The sequence below is a fragment of the Gemmobacter lutimaris genome, assembly GCF_003570715.1.
In the GTDB taxonomy this organism is placed as follows: domain Bacteria; phylum Pseudomonadota; class Alphaproteobacteria; order Rhodobacterales; family Rhodobacteraceae; genus Gemmobacter; species Gemmobacter lutimaris.
Map to the genome: position 1 here is coordinate 49,181 of NZ_QXXQ01000015.1, position 14,787 is coordinate 63,967.

General features: G+C 65.4%; 16 protein-coding genes. 12 read left to right on the forward strand and 4 right to left on the reverse strand.

Features of this window, described 5'->3' with window-relative positions:
• The first annotated feature begins 15 nt into the window (after positions 1 to 15).
• On the forward strand, positions 16 to 888 hold the full coding sequence (locus D2N39_RS18865) for a LysR family transcriptional regulator (protein ID WP_119136350.1): 873 nt from the start codon (positions 16 to 18) through the stop codon (positions 886 to 888).
• Here the strand turns inward: D2N39_RS18865 and D2N39_RS18870 are convergent.
• Positions 864 to 1,793: a LysR substrate-binding domain-containing protein gene (locus D2N39_RS18870; RefSeq protein WP_158589885.1), complete on the reverse strand. Its 930-nt coding sequence runs from the start codon at positions 1,791 to 1,793 to the stop codon at positions 864 to 866. The genes D2N39_RS18865 and D2N39_RS18870 overlap by 25 nt on opposite strands.
• Before the next feature lie 96 nt (positions 1,794 to 1,889).
• Between D2N39_RS18870 and D2N39_RS18875 the strand changes: the two genes are divergently transcribed.
• From D2N39_RS18875 to D2N39_RS18920, 10 genes are read left to right on the forward strand one after another with little or no spacing between them, the layout of a single operon-like run.
• The gene (locus D2N39_RS18875; RefSeq protein WP_119136352.1) at positions 1,890 to 2,996 is read left to right on the forward strand and encodes an NAD(P)/FAD-dependent oxidoreductase; all 1,107 of its coding nucleotides are present in this window, start codon (positions 1,890 to 1,892) and stop codon (positions 2,994 to 2,996) included.
• Positions 2,971 to 3,288 (forward strand): (2Fe-2S)-binding protein, encoded by a 318-nt coding sequence (locus D2N39_RS18880; RefSeq protein WP_108129937.1) that lies wholly within the window; start codon positions 2,971 to 2,973, stop codon positions 3,286 to 3,288. Before D2N39_RS18875 ends, D2N39_RS18880 begins: the two co-directional genes overlap by 26 nt.
• The gene (locus tag D2N39_RS18885) at positions 3,285 to 4,664 is read left to right on the forward strand and encodes an FAD/NAD(P)-dependent oxidoreductase (RefSeq protein ID WP_119136353.1); all 1,380 of its coding nucleotides are present in this window, start codon (positions 3,285 to 3,287) and stop codon (positions 4,662 to 4,664) included. The genes D2N39_RS18880 and D2N39_RS18885 overlap by 4 nt, the downstream gene beginning before the upstream one ends.
• Positions 4,661 to 5,425, forward strand: coding sequence for an ABC transporter ATP-binding protein (locus D2N39_RS18890; protein ID WP_108129935.1), 765 nt, complete (start codon positions 4,661 to 4,663; stop codon positions 5,423 to 5,425). The genes D2N39_RS18885 and D2N39_RS18890 overlap by 4 nt, the downstream gene beginning before the upstream one ends.
• A gap of 21 nt (positions 5,426 to 5,446) precedes the next feature.
• Complete coding sequence (locus D2N39_RS18895; RefSeq protein WP_108129934.1) at positions 5,447 to 6,229, forward strand: ABC transporter substrate-binding protein; 783 nt, start codon at positions 5,447 to 5,449, stop codon at positions 6,227 to 6,229.
• A 51-nt stretch (positions 6,230 to 6,280) separates the two neighbouring features.
• A complete protein-coding gene (locus D2N39_RS18900; RefSeq protein ID WP_108129933.1) occupies positions 6,281 to 6,970 on the forward strand; it encodes an ABC transporter permease in 690 nt (229 codons plus the stop codon).
• A gap of 3 nt (positions 6,971 to 6,973) precedes the next feature.
• Entirely contained in the window at positions 6,974 to 7,735 is a 762-nt protein-coding gene (locus D2N39_RS18905; protein WP_108129932.1) for an ABC transporter permease, read from the forward strand.
• On the forward strand, positions 7,732 to 8,076 hold the full coding sequence (locus tag D2N39_RS18910; protein ID WP_108129931.1) for a RidA family protein: 345 nt from the start codon (positions 7,732 to 7,734) through the stop codon (positions 8,074 to 8,076). The genes D2N39_RS18905 and D2N39_RS18910 overlap by 4 nt, the downstream gene beginning before the upstream one ends.
• On the forward strand, positions 8,073 to 8,999 hold the full coding sequence (gene rocF, locus D2N39_RS18915) for an arginase (protein WP_108129930.1): 927 nt from the start codon (positions 8,073 to 8,075) through the stop codon (positions 8,997 to 8,999). The genes D2N39_RS18910 and rocF overlap by 4 nt, the downstream gene beginning before the upstream one ends.
• A 9-nt stretch (positions 9,000 to 9,008) precedes the next feature.
• Positions 9,009 to 10,064, forward strand: a complete 1,056-nt coding sequence (locus D2N39_RS18920) for an ornithine cyclodeaminase (RefSeq protein WP_108129929.1) — start codon at positions 9,009 to 9,011, stop codon at positions 10,062 to 10,064.
• Between the two features lie 73 nt (positions 10,065 to 10,137).
• On the opposite strand, the gene D2N39_RS18925 is transcribed toward D2N39_RS18920, so the two are convergent.
• Entirely contained in the window at positions 10,138 to 11,754 is a 1,617-nt protein-coding gene (locus D2N39_RS18925; RefSeq protein ID WP_434622679.1) for an ISL3 family transposase, read from the reverse strand.
• 128 nt (positions 11,755 to 11,882) lie between these two features.
• Entirely contained in the window at positions 11,883 to 13,499 is a 1,617-nt protein-coding gene (locus D2N39_RS18930; protein WP_434622679.1) for an ISL3 family transposase, read from the reverse strand.
• 92 nt (positions 13,500 to 13,591) lie between these two features.
• Here D2N39_RS18930 and D2N39_RS18935 point away from each other — a divergent pair, with 92 nt between their 5' ends.
• Positions 13,592 to 14,041, forward strand: a complete 450-nt coding sequence (locus D2N39_RS18935; RefSeq protein WP_119136354.1) for a helix-turn-helix domain-containing protein — start codon at positions 13,592 to 13,594, stop codon at positions 14,039 to 14,041.
• Here D2N39_RS18935 and D2N39_RS18940 read toward each other — a convergent pair.
• Entirely contained in the window at positions 14,035 to 14,745 is a 711-nt protein-coding gene (locus tag D2N39_RS18940) for a GntR family transcriptional regulator (protein ID WP_119136355.1), read from the reverse strand. The genes D2N39_RS18935 and D2N39_RS18940 overlap by 7 nt on opposite strands.
• Positions 14,746 to 14,787 lie beyond the last annotated feature (42 nt).

Here is a 14,787-nt window from a genome sequence, read left to right on the forward strand (position 1 = left end):
TGCAGGAGAACTGAAATGAAACTCGAGATGCTGCGCGTCTTCCAGACCACCGCCGCGCAGGGGTCGCTGGCCCGTGCGGCCGAGGCCCTGGGCAGAACGCCCTCGGCCGTCTCGATGATGCTCTTGCAACTGGAACAGGAGGTCGGCGGCGCGCTTTTCGAGGCGGGCCGCAAGAGCCGCCTGACACCGCTCGGCCTTCTGGTGCTGGAGGAAAGCCGCCGCGCCAACGAGGCGTTCGAGCGCAGCGTCGGCGCGATCCGCCGCTATGCCACCGCGACCGGCGGGCTGGTGCGGATCGCGGCGGTGCCGTCCGCGACCATCGGTCTGTTGCCCCCGGTGATCCTGCGGTTTCGCCGCGAACGCCCGGATGTGCGGTTGGAAATCAACGATGTGGATAGCGCCTCGGTCCGCCGCCGGATCGAGAATGACGAGGCGGATATCGGCATCGTTTCGGCGGCACCGGAAAACGCCGGCGAAGGAACGCTGATCGAACGCACGCCGCTGGGCATCGTCTGCCGGGTGGGTGGCCCCATCGACCGCGCGGCAAGCGAGGGCCGCAGGGATTGGGCACTGATGGAACTGGAGCCGATGATCGTCAACCCGCTCTGCGGGATGGTGAAGAACCCTGCCGTCGAAGGGCTGGTGCTGCGCTCAGGCCTTGAATCGCGCAATACCACGGCCCTTCTGGCTTTCGTTCATGCCGGGCTGGGCGCCACGATCCTGCCCGAAAGCGCGATGCGTGCAACGGGCGGCGCGCTCTCCTTCTTGCAGCCCGACGACCCTGGCGCCTTTCGGCACCTGTTGAAGATCCGCCAGACCACGCGGCCCGCACCCCCGGTGGTCGAGACGTTCTGGCAAAGCCTTCACGCCCTGTCGCCGGGGGATTGAGCCTCTGTCGCGGCAAGCCCGGCAAACCGCTGGCGGACCCGCTGCACCAGATCGCTGACCAGCCGCGAAGCGGGGCGCAGGGCCGGGGTGAGGATGTCATAGGTGAAGGGCTGAACCGGGCGGATCGGACGGGCCACGACCATGCCGAGATGCGCGCAATGCAGCGCCGTCACCGGCTCGACGATCGAAACGCCCGCGCCTCCGGCGACCATGGCGCAGATGGCGAAGGACAGTTGCGCCTCGGCGACCACGCGGGGCTTGATGCCATGATCGGCAAAGAAGCGGTCGGTGTCGGACCTTGTGCTGATCTCGCTGCCAAGGGCGATGAAGGGCCGTTGGTGGAAATCCTGTGGTTCCAGCACCGCCTTGTCACAGAGCGCATGGCCGGGCGGCAGCACCGCCAGCATGGGCATTGTTCCCAGCGGTTCGCGCCGGATCGCCGGCAGATCGAAGTCCAGCGCGCTGAAACCCACGTCGAATTGCTGCGAACTGAGGTGCTGCACCACGGCATGCGAACTGCGCACCCGAAGCGAGACGGCGATGCCGGGCCGCTCAGCGGTGAAGTCGGCTATGGCGCCAGGCAGGAACTGCAATCCAAGGGCCGGCATCGCCGCGATCTTCAGGCTGCCGCTGCGGTATTGCCGGATGTCATCGGCCACGCGGGAGATTTCCTGAAGCCCGACGAAGGACCGCCGCACCTCCTCATATAGCGCGTCGGCCTCGGGCGTGGGCGTCAGGCTGCGGCCGATGCGGGCGAACAGCGCAAAGCCGAGTTCGGCCTCAAGATCGGCCAGCAGGCGGCTGACCGAGGGTTGGGTCAGGAACAGCAGATCGGCGGCGGCCGTGACCGAGCCGCTTTCGATGATGGCGCGGAAGGCCTCGATCTGCCGATGGGAAAGCCGCATGTCAGACTCATAGCATTGGCGTATGGATAGCGCGATTCTTCGGATTTTACATATTCGCCCCTGATCTGTCATCCCTGCAGCAAGGGGAGATCGGCCATGTCAGCGCAAGCAGGCACAGCAATCATTGGCGGGGGCATCGTAGGGCTGTGCGTGGCCCTCGGGCTTGCGGCGCGCGGGCATGAGGTGCTGGTGCTGGACGGGCGCGACGGCGACATGCGCGCTTCGCAGGGGAATTTCGGGCTGGTCTGGTTGCAGGGCAAGGGCGCAGGCTATGCGCCCTATGCGCGCTGGTCTTTTCAGGCGGTGCAGGCCTGGCCCGACTTTGCGAAACGCCTGTCAGGGCTGGTCGACGTCGATCTGGCGCTGTGTCAGCAGGGCGGCTACGAGTTCTTCACCGACGCTGCGGAATATGAGGCTTTCGGCCACGACCTGCACCGGCAGGCCAACGCGCTGGACGACCGCTTATCTTTTGAACTCCTGAACCACGCCGATCTTGCGGCGCGCCTGCCCGGCATCGGTCAGCGCGTGGTCGGGGCGAGTTTCTGCCCGCTTGATGGCCATGTGAACCCGCTGCGCCTGCATTTCGCCTTGCGGCAGGCCTGCCTTGCCAGCGGGGTCCGCATCACTGGCGGCGCCAGCGTCGTATCCGTGCGCCCGGCGGGCGCTGGTTTCGCCCTTTTGGACGAGACCGGCCGTCAGACCCGCGCCAGCCGCGTGGTTCTGTGCGCGGGCCTGGGGGCGGCGCATCTTGGCCCGCAGCTGGAGTTCCGGGCGCCGATCCGGGCGCAGCGGGGCGAGCTGATGATCACCGAGCGGGTGGCCGACCGCCTGCCCTTCCTCTCCAGCACGATCCGGCAGGTCGATGAGGGCGGTTTGCAGATCGGCGGCACCAAGGCCGAGACCGACTGCGACACCGAGACGACCACCACGATGGTGGGACTAGCGCAGCACGCCGTCGCGGTCTGGCCCCGGCTGGCCGATCTGCGCGTGCTGCGCTCCTGGGCGGCGCTGCGCGTCATGACGCCGGACGGCTATCCGATCTACCAGCGTTCCGCCGATCATCCGGGCGCCTTCCTTGTCACCTGTCACAGCGGGGTCACGCTGGCGCCCCTGCACGCAACACGGCTGGCCGAATGGATCGACGGCGATCCCGCCGCCCCGGATCTGGAGGCTTTCGATGAACGCCGCTTCGCGCTTTCGTGACGCCCCCGGCGCCGCCCCGCGCAGCCTGCGCCTGATGCTGGACGGGGTGCCCGTGCTGGCCCGGCCGGGCGAAAGCGTCGCCGCGGCGCTGCTGGCGCACAGCGGGGGCGCCACGCGCCAGACGCCTGTCACCGGCGCGGGGCGCGCGCCCTATTGCATGATGGGGGTGTGTTTCGACTGCCTTGTCACCATCGACGGGCACCCGAATGTGCAGGCCTGCATGGTGAGCGCGCGCGAGGGCATGGTGATCCAGCGCCAGATCGGCGCGCGCCGGCTGGGGGACCAGCCATGAGCGCCGATCTGGTCATCATCGGCGCCGGTCCAGCCGGGATGGCGGCGGCCCGGGTGGCGGCGGAGGGCGGGTTGTCGGTCACGCTTCTGGACGAACAGGAGCGGGCGGGCGGGCAGATCTACCGCAATGTCGGCGCAGTAGCGGGGCGCGGCTGGCTGGGGGCCGATTACGCGCGCGGTGGCGCTCTGGTGCAGGGCCTCGATCATCCCGGCATCACGCATCAGCCCCGCGCAACCGTCTGGCGCATCGACGCAAGGCGCGGCGTGATCTGGTCGCGCGACGGGCAAAGTCATGTCAGCCCGGCCGCGCATGTCCTGATCGCCACCGGCGCGCAGGAGCGGCCCGTGCCTTTTCCGGGCTGGACCCTGCCGGGGCTGATGCCCGCAGGTGCGGCGCAAATCCTGATGAAACAGTCGGGTATGGTGCCGGATGAGGCCATCCTCTCCGGGGCGGGGCCGCTGCTCTATCTGGTCGCGGCGCAGATGATCGCGGCAGGTGCGCCGCCGGTCGCGCTGGTCGAGACGCCGACGGCGATCACCCATGCCCTGCCGAAACTGCCGCGCGCGCTGTTCGGCCTGCCGACCCTGATCAAGGGCCTTGGTCTGATCGCCCGCATCCGCGCGGCCGGCATCCCGTGGTATCGGGGCGCCGCCGACTTCCGGGCAGAGACGACGGAGGACGGCCGGATCCGCTTTGACTTCACCACCGGAAAGCAGAGCCACAGCCTGACGTGCGGCCTGTTGCTGACCCATCTGGGCGTGATCCCGCAAAGCCACCTGACCCGCTCGATGGGTCTGGCGCATGAATATGACGCGGAGCAAGGCGCCTGGCGGCCGACGCTGGACCCCTGGGGGCAGTCGTCCGAGCCCCATGTGTTCGTTGCAGGCGACGGCGGCGGGATCGGCGGCGCCGAGGCTGCGCGTGCAAAGGGCGCGCTGGCCGCGCTGGCGATCCTGCACCAGGCCGGAAAGCTGGATGCAGCCGGGCGCGACCGGCGGGCCGCTCCGCTCCGCCGCGCTTTGTCGCGCGCGCTTTCCCTGCGGCCGTTCCTCGATGCAGCTTATTCCGTGCCCTCCGCCTTCCTGGCCCCGCCGGACGAGACCATCGTCTGCCGCTGCGAGGAGGTTACCGCCGGTTCCATCCGCAAGGCCGCCTGCACCGGCGCCGAGGGCCTGCGCCTGATGCGCACCAGCCTGCGCACCGGAATGGGCCCCTGTCAGGGCCGGATGTGCGAGACCACCGTCATCGGGCTGATCGCCGAAGCGACCGACCGCCCCGCGTCCACCCTCGGGCCGGGCCGCATCCGCACCCCCGTCAAGCCCGTCACCCTGGCCGAGATTGCAGCCCTCGGTCCCCAGCCAGAGGAAACCACATGACCGAACCCGCGCTCCGTGTCGAAAACATCCGCAAGAGCTTTGGTGGGCATGAGGTGTTGAAGGGCATCTCGATGAGTGCCGCCAAGGGCGATGTCGTGGCGATCCTTGGCGCCTCAGGCTCGGGCAAAAGCACCTTCCTGCGCTGCATCAACCTGCTGGAGACCCCCACCGACGGCAAGGTCTGGCTGAAGGGCGAGGAGATGCGGATGACCAGCCGCCAAGGCGAACGCCGCCCCGCCGACTTGCGCCAGGTCGAACGGATGCGGGCAAGGCTGGCGATGGTGTTTCAGGGCTTCAACCTCTGGTCGCACATGACCGTGATGGAGAACATCACCGAAGGCCCGGTGCATGTGCTTGGCACCCCGCGCCGCGAGGCGCGCGAGAAGGCCGCGGCACTTCTGGCCAAGGTCGGCCTGTCGGACCGCGCCGACTATTACCCCGCGCATCTGTCGGGCGGCCAGCAGCAGCGCGTGGCCATCGCCCGCGCGCTGGCGATGGAACCCGACGTGATGCTGTTCGACGAGCCGACCTCGGCCCTTGACCCCGAACTGGTGGGCGAGGTTCTGGCCGTCATGCGCGCGCTGGCTGACGAGGGGCGCACCATGCTTGTCGTCACGCATGAGATGGCCTTTGCCCGCGATGTCTCATCCCGGACCGTGTTCCTGCATCAGGGACAGATCTGCGAGGAAGGCCCGCCCGACCAGCTTTTCCGCAACCCGCAGACCGACCAATTCCGGGCCTTCCTGTCCCGGATGAACTGATCACCCAGAGGAGGAACCACCATGATCAGAAAGACCCTCATCGCCGCAGCCACCCTTGCGACCCTTGCCACCGGCGCTTTTGCGCAGGACAAGCTGCGCATCGGCGTCGAAGGCGCCTATCCGCCCTTCTCGTTCAAGCAGGCGGACGGCAGCCTTGCGGGCTTTGACATCGACATCGCCATGGCGCTGTGCGCCGAGATGAAGCGCGACTGCGAGCTGGTCGAACAGGACTGGGACGGGATGATCCCGGCGCTGAAGGCGAAGAAGTTCGACGCCATCGTCGCCTCGATGTCGATCACCGAGGAACGCAAGCGCCAGATCGACTTTTCGGCGAAGTATTACAAGACCCCGGCGCGGGTGGTGGCGAAGAAGGACTCCGGCCTTGAAGGCACGGCGACAGGGCTGGCTGGCAAGCGTCTGGGCGTGCAGCGCGGCTCGACCCACCAGTGCTATGCCGAAAAGATGTTCCCCGAGGCGGAAATCGTCCTTTACGGCACGCAGGAAGAAGTGTTCAGCGACCTTGCCCTTGGCCGGATCGACGCGCAACTGTCGGATTCGCTGATCTCGCAGGAAAGCTTCCTGTCCAAACCCGAGGGCGCGGATTTTGCCTTCCTTGCCGGCGATCATACCGATGTCGATTGCTATGGCGAAGGCGTGGGCATTGCCGTGCGCCAGGGTGAGGAAGAACTGCGCGACGCCTTCAGCGCGGCGATCACCGCGATCCGCGACAACGGCACCTACAAGACCGTCAACGACAAGTATTTCCCCTTCGACATCTACGGCGGCCGTCCCGACGGGATGTAACCGGACCCCGGGGGCGCATCCCGCGCCCCCGGCCTTTGCGTGAGGTCAGGCATGGATCTTCTTATCGAATACCGATCACAGCTTTGGGCCGGGCTGGTGACAACGGTTCAGATTGCGCTGGCCTCGCTGTTCTTTTCGGTGGCTCTGGGGCTGATCGGCGCCTGGGCGAAACTATCGGCCAACCGCACCGCAAGGGCGCTGGCCGGCGCCTATACGACGCTGGTGCGCGGCGTGCCGGACCTTGTGCTGATCATGCTGGTCTTCTTCGGCGGGCAGGTCACGCTGAACGCCATCGGCGCTGCCACCGGCCTCTGGGATTATCTCGAGGTCAGCCAGTTCGCCGCCGGCGCCCTGACCATCGGCGTGATCTTCGGCGCCTACTTCACCGAAACCTTCCGCGGTGCGATCCTTGCCATCCCGCGAGGCCAGATCGAAGCCGGAATCAGCATCGGCATGTCGCGCCCGCTTCTGTTCCGCCGCATCGTCTGGCCGCAGATGGTGCGCTATGCCCTGCCCGGTTTCGGCAACAACTGGCTGGTGCAGCTGAAGACGACGGCGCTGGTCTCGGTCATCGGCTTGCAGGATCTGGTCTACAACGCCTTTGCGGCGGGCCGGTCGACTGACGCGCTGTTCACCTTCATGGCGGCGGCCTTCGTGATCTATCTTGGCCTGACGGCGCTGTCGGACCTGGGCCTGCGTGCACTGGAACGGCGCTACAGCCGCGGCGTGCAAAGGGCCTGAGCGATGGAAACCTTTCTGAACTGGTTCCCGCTGGACCTGCCGCTGATCGCCCAGAATTTCGACCGTTTCCTGGTCGGCGTGCGGGTGACGCTGGGCCTGACCTTCCTGTCGCTGGCGCTTGGCGCCGCGCTTGCCGTGCCGCTGGCCATTGCCCGTGCGTCGCGCCACCGGGTGCTGAACCCGCTGGTCTGGACCTATACCTATGTCTTTCGCGGCACGCCGCTGTTGGTGCAGACCTATCTGCTTTATTACGGCGCGGGCCAATTTGCCTTCATCCGCGACTCGTGGCTGTGGGATCCCGTACTGTCGCAGGCCTGGTGGTGCGCGCTGATTGCCTTCACTCTGAACACCGCCGCCTATTCGACCGAGCTGTTGCGCGGCGCCATCGTCGATACGCCCGCAGGCGAGGTCGAGGCGGCGATCGCCACCGGCCATTCCTACTGCGGACGCTTGCGCCGCATCATCCTGCCGTCGGCCTTTCGCCGCGCCATTCCTGCCTACTCCAATGAGGTGATCTTCATGCTGCACGGCTCGGTCGTGGCCAGTACCATCACACTGCAGGACATACTTGGCGTCGGCCGCTGGCTGAACGGGCGCTACTACCTGGCCTATGAGGGGCTGATCACCGCGGCCGTCCTCTACTTCATCATCGTCTTTGCCATCACCCGGGTCTTCCGTTGGCTGGAGCGGCGCTATCTGCGCCATCTGGAACGCCGCCGCGAACCCGCCGCCGCCGCCGTCGCACCACCCATGGGGATCAAATGATCGAGCGTTTCCACACCACCGCCCGGATGAGCCGCATCGTCCGCCACAACGGCACAATCTGGCTGTGCGGACAGGTCGGCGCAGGCGCCACCGTGGCCGAGCAGACCCGCGACTGCCTGTCCCGCGTCGATGCCTTGCTGACCGAAGCCGGATCCTCGCGCCGCGACATCCTGCAAGCGACGATCTGGCTTGCCCATATGGCCGACTATGACGCGATGAATGCGGTGTGGGACGAGTGGATGCCCGAAGGCTGCGCCCCTGCACGGGCCTGCGGCGAGGCGCGGCTGGCCGGATCGGACCTGCTGGTCGAGGTGATCGTGACGGCGGCGGTGTCGGCATGAGCGGCGGCACCTGCATCCTGATCGGCGCGCCGCTTGATTGCGGCAAGCGCCGCCGCGGCTGTTCGATGGGGCCAGAAGCCTATCGCGTCGCGGGCCTTGCCGAGACGCTGGCCGATCTTGGCTGGCGGGTCGAGGACCGGGGCGACGTGCCCGGCCCCAAGGCGCCGCCGCCCGCGCCCGCCGGGCAGGTCCATGCCCGGTCCGAAAACATCGAATGGACGAGGCTTCTGTCGAATGCTGCCCGTGACGCGATGGCCACCGGCTTTCCGATCTTCCTCGGCGGCGATCATGCGCTGTCGCTGGGCACCGTGGCGGGCGTGGCCGATCACGCCGCGGCGAAAGGCCGACCGCTGTTCGTCCTGTGGCTGGATGCCCATCCCGACATCCACAGCCCGGCCACCTCGGCCTCGGGCAACCTGCACGGCACGCCCATCGGCTATGTCACCGGGCAGCCCGGCTTTGACGGGTTTCCGCCGATGGCGAATCCGGTGCCGCCGCGAAACATCTGCTTCATCGGCCTGCGCTCGGTCGACGGGCCGGAACGCGCGGCGATTCAGTCGGCGGGCATGCGTGCCATCGACATGCGCCAGATCGACGAACGCGGCATCGCCGCCCCGCTGGCCGAGTTCATCGCCGCAGTGAGGGCCGCGAACGGCATGCTGCACCTGTCGCTGGATGTCGATTTCCTCGACCCCGCCATCGCGCCCGCCGTCGGCACCACCGTGCCGGGCGGCGCCACCTTCCGCGAGGCGCATCTGGCGATGGAGATGCTGCACGACAGCGGGCTTGTCACCTCGCTGGACCTTGTGGAACTGAACCCGTTTCTCGACGATCGCGGGCGAACCGCCGCTCTGATGGTCGATCTGACCGCCTCGCTGTTCGGCCGCTGCGTCTTTGACCGGCCCACCCGCAGCCATTCCTGAAGGACCGCCATGACCGCCCCCAAACCCTCGGACCTTGCCTTCATTCGCTTTGTCAGCGTGGAAAACATGATGCGGCTGGTCAACAGCATCGGCGTCGAGACCGCGCTGCGCGACCTTGCCCGCTATATCGAGGACGACTTCCGCCGCTGGACCCTGTTCGACAAGACGCCGCGCGTGGCCAGCCATTCGGCCGAAGGTGTGATCGAGCTGATGCCGACATCGGATGGGGTCAGCTACGGTTTCAAATATGTGAACGGCCACCCGAAGAACACGAAATCGGGCTTGCAGACGGTCACCGCCTTCGGCCTTCTGGCGCGTGTCGACACCGGCTATCCTGAACTCTTGACCGAAATGACGCTGTTGACGGCGCTGCGCACCGCCGCGACAAGCGCCATGGTCGCGCGCCATCTGGCGCCCAAAGGCGCCACGACCATGGCGATGATCGGCAATGGCGCGCAATCCGAGTTTCAGGCCCTTGCGATGCGCGCAATCTGCGGGATCAGCGAGCTGCGGCTCTACGACATCGACCCCGCCGCGACGGCCAAACTGATGCGGAACTTGTCTGATCGGGGCATCGGGTTGACCGCCTGCAAGACCGCGCAAGAGGCCATCGAAGGGGCGCAGATCGTCACCACCTGTACCGCAGACAAGCAGTATGCCACGATCCTGACCGACAACATGGTGGGGGCCGGTGTTCACATCAACGCCATAGGCGGCGACTGCCCCGGCAAGACAGAGTTGCACGGCGACATCTTGCGCCGGTCCGATGTCTTCGTGGAATACACCCCGCAAACCCGGATCGAGGGCGAGATCCAGCAGATGCCCGAGGACTTCCCCGTCACCGAGATGTGGCAAGTCATCGCCGGCACCGCGCCCGGCCGCACTTCGGACCGCCAGATCACGCTGTTCGACGGGGTGGGCTTTGCCATCGAGGATTTCTCGGCGCTCTGCTATATCCGCGACCGGCTGGAAGGGACCGACCTGTTCCAGCGGCTTGACATCATCGCGGACCCCGACGATCCGCGCGATCTGTTCGGAATGCTCTCGCGGGCGGTCCAGGGCTAGACGCGGCCGGCGCCCGGCCTGATACGACCCGATTGCCGCCCCGGCCGATCATCCCGCATTTCCGGGCTCTGCCTCAATCTGTGTGGCGGAGGGGCAGCATTCTTGCCCTCAACAGTTCTGGCCCGGCTCGGCCGTACATGGCGCGTTTGAGGGTCTTCAGACGATTAATCTGACCTTCTGCTTGGCCGTTGCTCCAGGGCATCTCGATAGCGTTTTTTACCGCATCGAAATCCCGGTTCAATGTGCGTGCGAAGCGCACGATGGGCGCCAGGTCGGTTTCGATCGCGTCGTCGATCCATGCAGGGAGCGGGTCTGCCTCGCGGCCACGCAGGATACCGTTGAACCGCATGACGAGGCAGCGCATCGTTGCGAAGGCGGGAGAGCCAGCCTTGAGCGCGTCGACTTTCCGCGCCTGATCCGGGGTGAGTTTTCCGCGGGGTTTGATACACAGCGCTGCCGCGATGACCGGGGAGATCGCGTGCCCCGTTTCCGGGTCCCGGACCGGTTCCAGGATCTGGTGCTCCAAGGCAGGGCCCTTCGCTTGCTTTTCGGCTCTGCGCCACCCCGCCAGCAGCCGCTGCAAATGCGTCGGGCTCCCCTCGTAGCCACGCTCTCGGATCAGACGGAACAGGGCGCTTCCAGTTCGAATTCCGCCCTTCCAGCTTTGGCTCAGGAACTCTTCAAAGTACCACGGCGAAGTCGGCTTCAAAGCTGCCCGCCTGCGGTCCGGCGGCGTCTCGAACTGCAGCCATTTCGCGATGCTGCGACGAGGGAACCCTGTTCGCCGCCCAATCTCGCTGCAGGTAAGCCCCTGATTTCGAAGCGCATGGATGGTGGTGAAAATCTCTTCCCGAGACGTCCTGTGCGCAAGGCGGGACTTCAGAAGGCTTCCCTCTGCGGTGATATTGTCGGCGTCGGACAGCAGCGCCCTGCCGGTCGCACGGCCGTGAAGGTTCATCTGCTCCTCGATAGCCTGCCGCAGGTTCTGCACGATATGAAACCGGTCGGCGACCTGTTCCGCTTGCGGCGCGCCTTGCCGGGCAGCCTGGGCGTAGAGACCGCAGCGATCTCTGCTGATCACTTCCACCTCGGGATGTCGTTTCAGCCAGTCGGTGCAGGTGACCACATCACGATCTTCGAGAACATCGATGACCGCGCGACGCTCCAGATCGACAATGATCGTGCCGTAGGTCTGCGACTTCCGCCAGCTCCAGTCGTCGATCCCGATGACGGTCGGCGGCTCGGCAGTGTCTTGAGCACGGTTCTTCAGCTGCCTAAGCACCGTGTCATCACTGACCCCAAGGCCCAAGCGGTGCAAGAGCCGCTCGGCAGGCCGCCCGCCGGTCGCGTGCCCAAGATGGCTGACAATTTCCCCGACACGCGAAGTGCGCCGCGCAAAAGGACGCGCAATCGAGCCGATCTGGTCCGAGAAAGTCCGGCGCGGGCAGGCGGGTGCCAAACATCGCCAACGGCAAACCCAGAGGGTTACCGTAACCCCGTCACCATGGGCGGGATAATCCTGCAGCCGCCTACGCCGCCAGCCGTGACGACGTCGCGATTGCAATCCACAGTCTGGGCAGATGCCGTTTGGTGTCAGACTGCCGGATACAGTCCACCCGCCGGAATCGCGCCGCTCAACGCTTTGAACGGAAACATCGCTCCCGGGCGACCAGTGCTTCCTTGAAATCATCACTATCCCTCCTGAATCTTCCCGTTCTCAGGATAGTGCGCCACACAGATTGAGGCAGAGCCTATTTAATGGCAAAGCACACCCATTGATTTTGTTGAACTCGCCATCTCGCCTTTAAAGGCTCTGCCTCAATCTGTGTGGCGGAGGGGCAGCATTCTTGCCCTCAACAGTTCTGGCCCGGCTCGGCCGTACATGGCGCGTTTGAGGGTCTTCAGACGATTAATCTGACCTTCTGCTTGGCCGTTGCTCCAGGGCATCTCGATAGCGTTTTTTACCGCATCGAAATCCCGGTTCAATGTGCGTGCGAAGCGCACGATGGGCGCCAGGTCGGTTTCGATCGCGTCGTCGATCCATGCAGGGAGCGGGTCTGCCTCGCGGCCACGCAGGATACCGTTGAACCGCATGACGAGGCAGCGCATCGTTGCGAAGGCGGGAGAGCCAGCCTTGAGCGCGTCGACTTTCCGCGCCTGATCCGGGGTGAGTTTTCCGCGGGGTTTGATACACAGCGCTGCCGCGATGACCGGGGAGATCGCGTGCCCCGTTTCCGGGTCCCGGACCGGTTCCAGGATCTGGTGCTCCAAGGCAGGGCCCTTCGCTTGCTTTTCGGCTCTGCGCCACCCCGCCAGCAGCCGCTGCAAATGCGTCGGGCTCCCCTCGTAGCCACGCTCTCGGATCAGACGGAACAGGGCGCTTCCAGTTCGAATTCCGCCCTTCCAGCTTTGGCTCAGGAACTCTTCAAAGTACCACGGCGAAGTCGGCTTCAAAGCTGCCCGCCTGCGGTCCGGCGGCGTCTCGAACTGCAGCCATTTCGCGATGCTGCGACGAGGGAACCCTGTTCGCCGCCCAATCTCGCTGCAGGTAAGCCCCTGATTTCGAAGCGCATGGATGGTGGTGAAAATCTCTTCCCGAGACGTCCTGTGCGCAAGGCGGGACTTCAGAAGGCTTCCCTCTGCGGTGATATTGTCGGCGTCGGACAGCAGCGCCCTGCCGGTCGCACGGCCGTGAAGGTTCATCTGCTCCTCGATAGCCTGCCGCAGGTTCTGCACGATATGAAACCGGTCGGCGACCTGTTCCGCTTGCGGCGCGCCTTGCCGGGCAGCCTGGGCGTAGAGACCGCAGCGATCTCTGCTGATCACTTCCACCTCGGGATGTCGTTTCAGCCAGTCGGTGCAGGTGACCACATCACGATCTTCGAGAACATCGATGACCGCGCGACGCTCCAGATCGACAATGATCGTGCCGTAGGTCTGCGACTTCCGCCAGCTCCAGTCGTCGATCCCGATGACGGTCGGCGGCTCGGCAGTGTCTTGAGCACGGTTCTTCAGCTGCCTAAGCACCGTGTCATCACTGACCCCAAGGCCCAAGCGGTGCAAGAGCCGCTCGGCAGGCCGCCCGCCGGTCGCGTGCCCAAGATGGCTGACAATTTCCCCGACACGCGAAGTGCGCCGCGCAAAAGGACGCGCAATCGAGCCGATCTGGTCCGAGAAAGTCCGGCGCGGGCAGGCGGGTGCCAAACATCGCCAACGGCAAACCCAGAGGGTTACCGTAACCCCGTCACCATGGGCGGGATAATCCTGCAGCCGCCTACGCCGCCAGCCGTGACGACGTCGCGATTGCAATCCACAGTCTGGGCAGATGCCGTTTGGTGTCAGACTGCCGGATACAGTCCACCCGCCGGAATCGCGCCGCTCAACGCTTTGAACGGAAACATCGCTCCCGGGCGACCAGTGCTTCCTTGAAATCATCACTATCCCTCCTGAATCTTCCCGTTCTCAGGATAGTGCGCCACACAGATTGAGGCAGAGCCGATTTAAGGGCAACGCGACACCTGGCCATCATGATGATCGACGAGGCGATGGCGGCCGAACGTCCGCAACCCGGCCTGCCGCTGGAACTGTCAACCGCTGATCCGCTGGTACGAAAGGCGCTGCTGACCATTCAGCAACGGCTGGAAACACCGCTGACTGTGGCAGCCCTTGCCGACCATCTGAAAACCAGCCGCCGCAAGCTGGAACGCCATTTTTTGGAAGCACTGAGCATGACGCCATCGCAGGCGAGCATGGCTATCCGCATTGCGCACGCCGAACTTCTGCTGTCACGCAGCGCGCGCACGGTGACGCAGGATTGCGGGTTTGTCGATGTCTCGCATCTGATCCGGGTATTCAGGACTATACATGCCACAACTCCGGAAGTCTGGCGCAGGGCGCAAATCCGGACTTCCTCGCTTCCTGGTTCTGCGAATGTAACCAGTGACACTGTCGACGGAGCGGAAGGCAAACGTCAATAGCGCGTTGTCATGCGATAGCCGCGCCGGTGGCTGAGGGTGACAAGCGTAATCGCAGCGTTTTGCCACCATGTCGCGCGTTCGACGCAGAACACCGGCTCGCCAAGTTTGTGGTCAAGGTGCGTAACGGTGATTGCATCAGCGGCAGACGCCAAAAAGCTGATCTCCACCTCGGAAAACGGGACCGTCGCAACTAGCCACTCATTCGGGCCGATCGCGGCAAAGTCCTGCTGTAACGCTTGCGGCAGCGCCGCGCCGTTAATCCAGCGGTCCTCAAGCTGAAAGGCTTCGCCATTGGCAGAGTGCAAGCATACCAGATGAACCACTTCACTGCCGACCGAGAGGTTCATCCGTGCGCGCAGCCATTCCGGGGCTGCAAGGATTTCGCGACTGACCAACGCATACCGGTAAGACGCGCCGGTCTTTTCGACTTCCGCGCGCACAATGGGCATCTCAAAGCGCGCTTGCCGGATCGGTGCCATGCGAACCCGTGTTCCGGCTTTACGCTTTCGGTCCAGAAAACCAAGCTCTGACACTTCGCGCAGGGCGCGGTTCATCGTCGTGCGCGAACACCTAAATTCCTCGGCCAATTCCACTTCGCCGGGCAGCAGGGTTCCGGGGCCCCAGGGGCCTTCGGTGATGCGCTGCAGGATTTCTGCCATGACCTCCCTGAAGGTGGTCTTCTCAAAGATCGGTGTTGTCGCCATTCAGGTCTGCCTCTTGGCCCCGTGTGAAACCCTTGATAAGGT

Excerpts from the sequence above, each read along its gene's own strand:
- D2N39_RS18895 (WP_108129934.1), top strand. The coding sequence starts at position 5,447 with ATGATCAGAAAGACCCTCATCGCCGCAGCCACCCTTGCGACCCTTGCC.
- D2N39_RS18920 (WP_108129929.1), top strand. The coding sequence starts at position 9,009 with ATGACCGCCCCCAAACCCTCGGACCTTGCCTTCATTCGCTTTGTCAGC.
- D2N39_RS18930 (WP_434622679.1), bottom strand. The coding sequence starts at position 13,499 with ATGATTTCAAGGAAGCACTGGTCGCCCGGGAGCGATGTTTCCGTTCAA.
- D2N39_RS18905 (WP_108129932.1), top strand. The coding sequence starts at position 6,974 with ATGGAAACCTTTCTGAACTGGTTCCCGCTGGACCTGCCGCTGATCGCC.
- D2N39_RS18935 (WP_119136354.1), top strand. The coding sequence starts at position 13,592 with ATGATGATCGACGAGGCGATGGCGGCCGAACGTCCGCAACCCGGCCTG.
- rocF (WP_108129930.1), top strand. The coding sequence starts at position 8,073 with ATGAGCGGCGGCACCTGCATCCTGATCGGCGCGCCGCTTGATTGCGGC.
- D2N39_RS18940 (WP_119136355.1), bottom strand. The coding sequence starts at position 14,745 with ATGGCGACAACACCGATCTTTGAGAAGACCACCTTCAGGGAGGTCATG.
- D2N39_RS18870 (WP_158589885.1), bottom strand. The coding sequence starts at position 1,793 with ATGCGGCTTTCCCATCGGCAGATCGAGGCCTTCCGCGCCATCATCGAA.
- D2N39_RS18900 (WP_108129933.1), top strand. The coding sequence starts at position 6,281 with ATGGATCTTCTTATCGAATACCGATCACAGCTTTGGGCCGGGCTGGTG.
- D2N39_RS18880 (WP_108129937.1), top strand. The coding sequence starts at position 2,971 with ATGAACGCCGCTTCGCGCTTTCGTGACGCCCCCGGCGCCGCCCCGCGC.
- D2N39_RS18925 (WP_434622679.1), bottom strand. The coding sequence starts at position 11,754 with ATGATTTCAAGGAAGCACTGGTCGCCCGGGAGCGATGTTTCCGTTCAA.
- D2N39_RS18885 (WP_119136353.1), top strand. The coding sequence starts at position 3,285 with ATGAGCGCCGATCTGGTCATCATCGGCGCCGGTCCAGCCGGGATGGCG.
- D2N39_RS18910 (WP_108129931.1), top strand. The coding sequence starts at position 7,732 with ATGATCGAGCGTTTCCACACCACCGCCCGGATGAGCCGCATCGTCCGC.
- D2N39_RS18890 (WP_108129935.1), top strand. The coding sequence starts at position 4,661 with ATGACCGAACCCGCGCTCCGTGTCGAAAACATCCGCAAGAGCTTTGGT.
- D2N39_RS18865 (WP_119136350.1), top strand. The coding sequence starts at position 16 with ATGAAACTCGAGATGCTGCGCGTCTTCCAGACCACCGCCGCGCAGGGG.
- D2N39_RS18875 (WP_119136352.1), top strand. The coding sequence starts at position 1,890 with ATGTCAGCGCAAGCAGGCACAGCAATCATTGGCGGGGGCATCGTAGGG.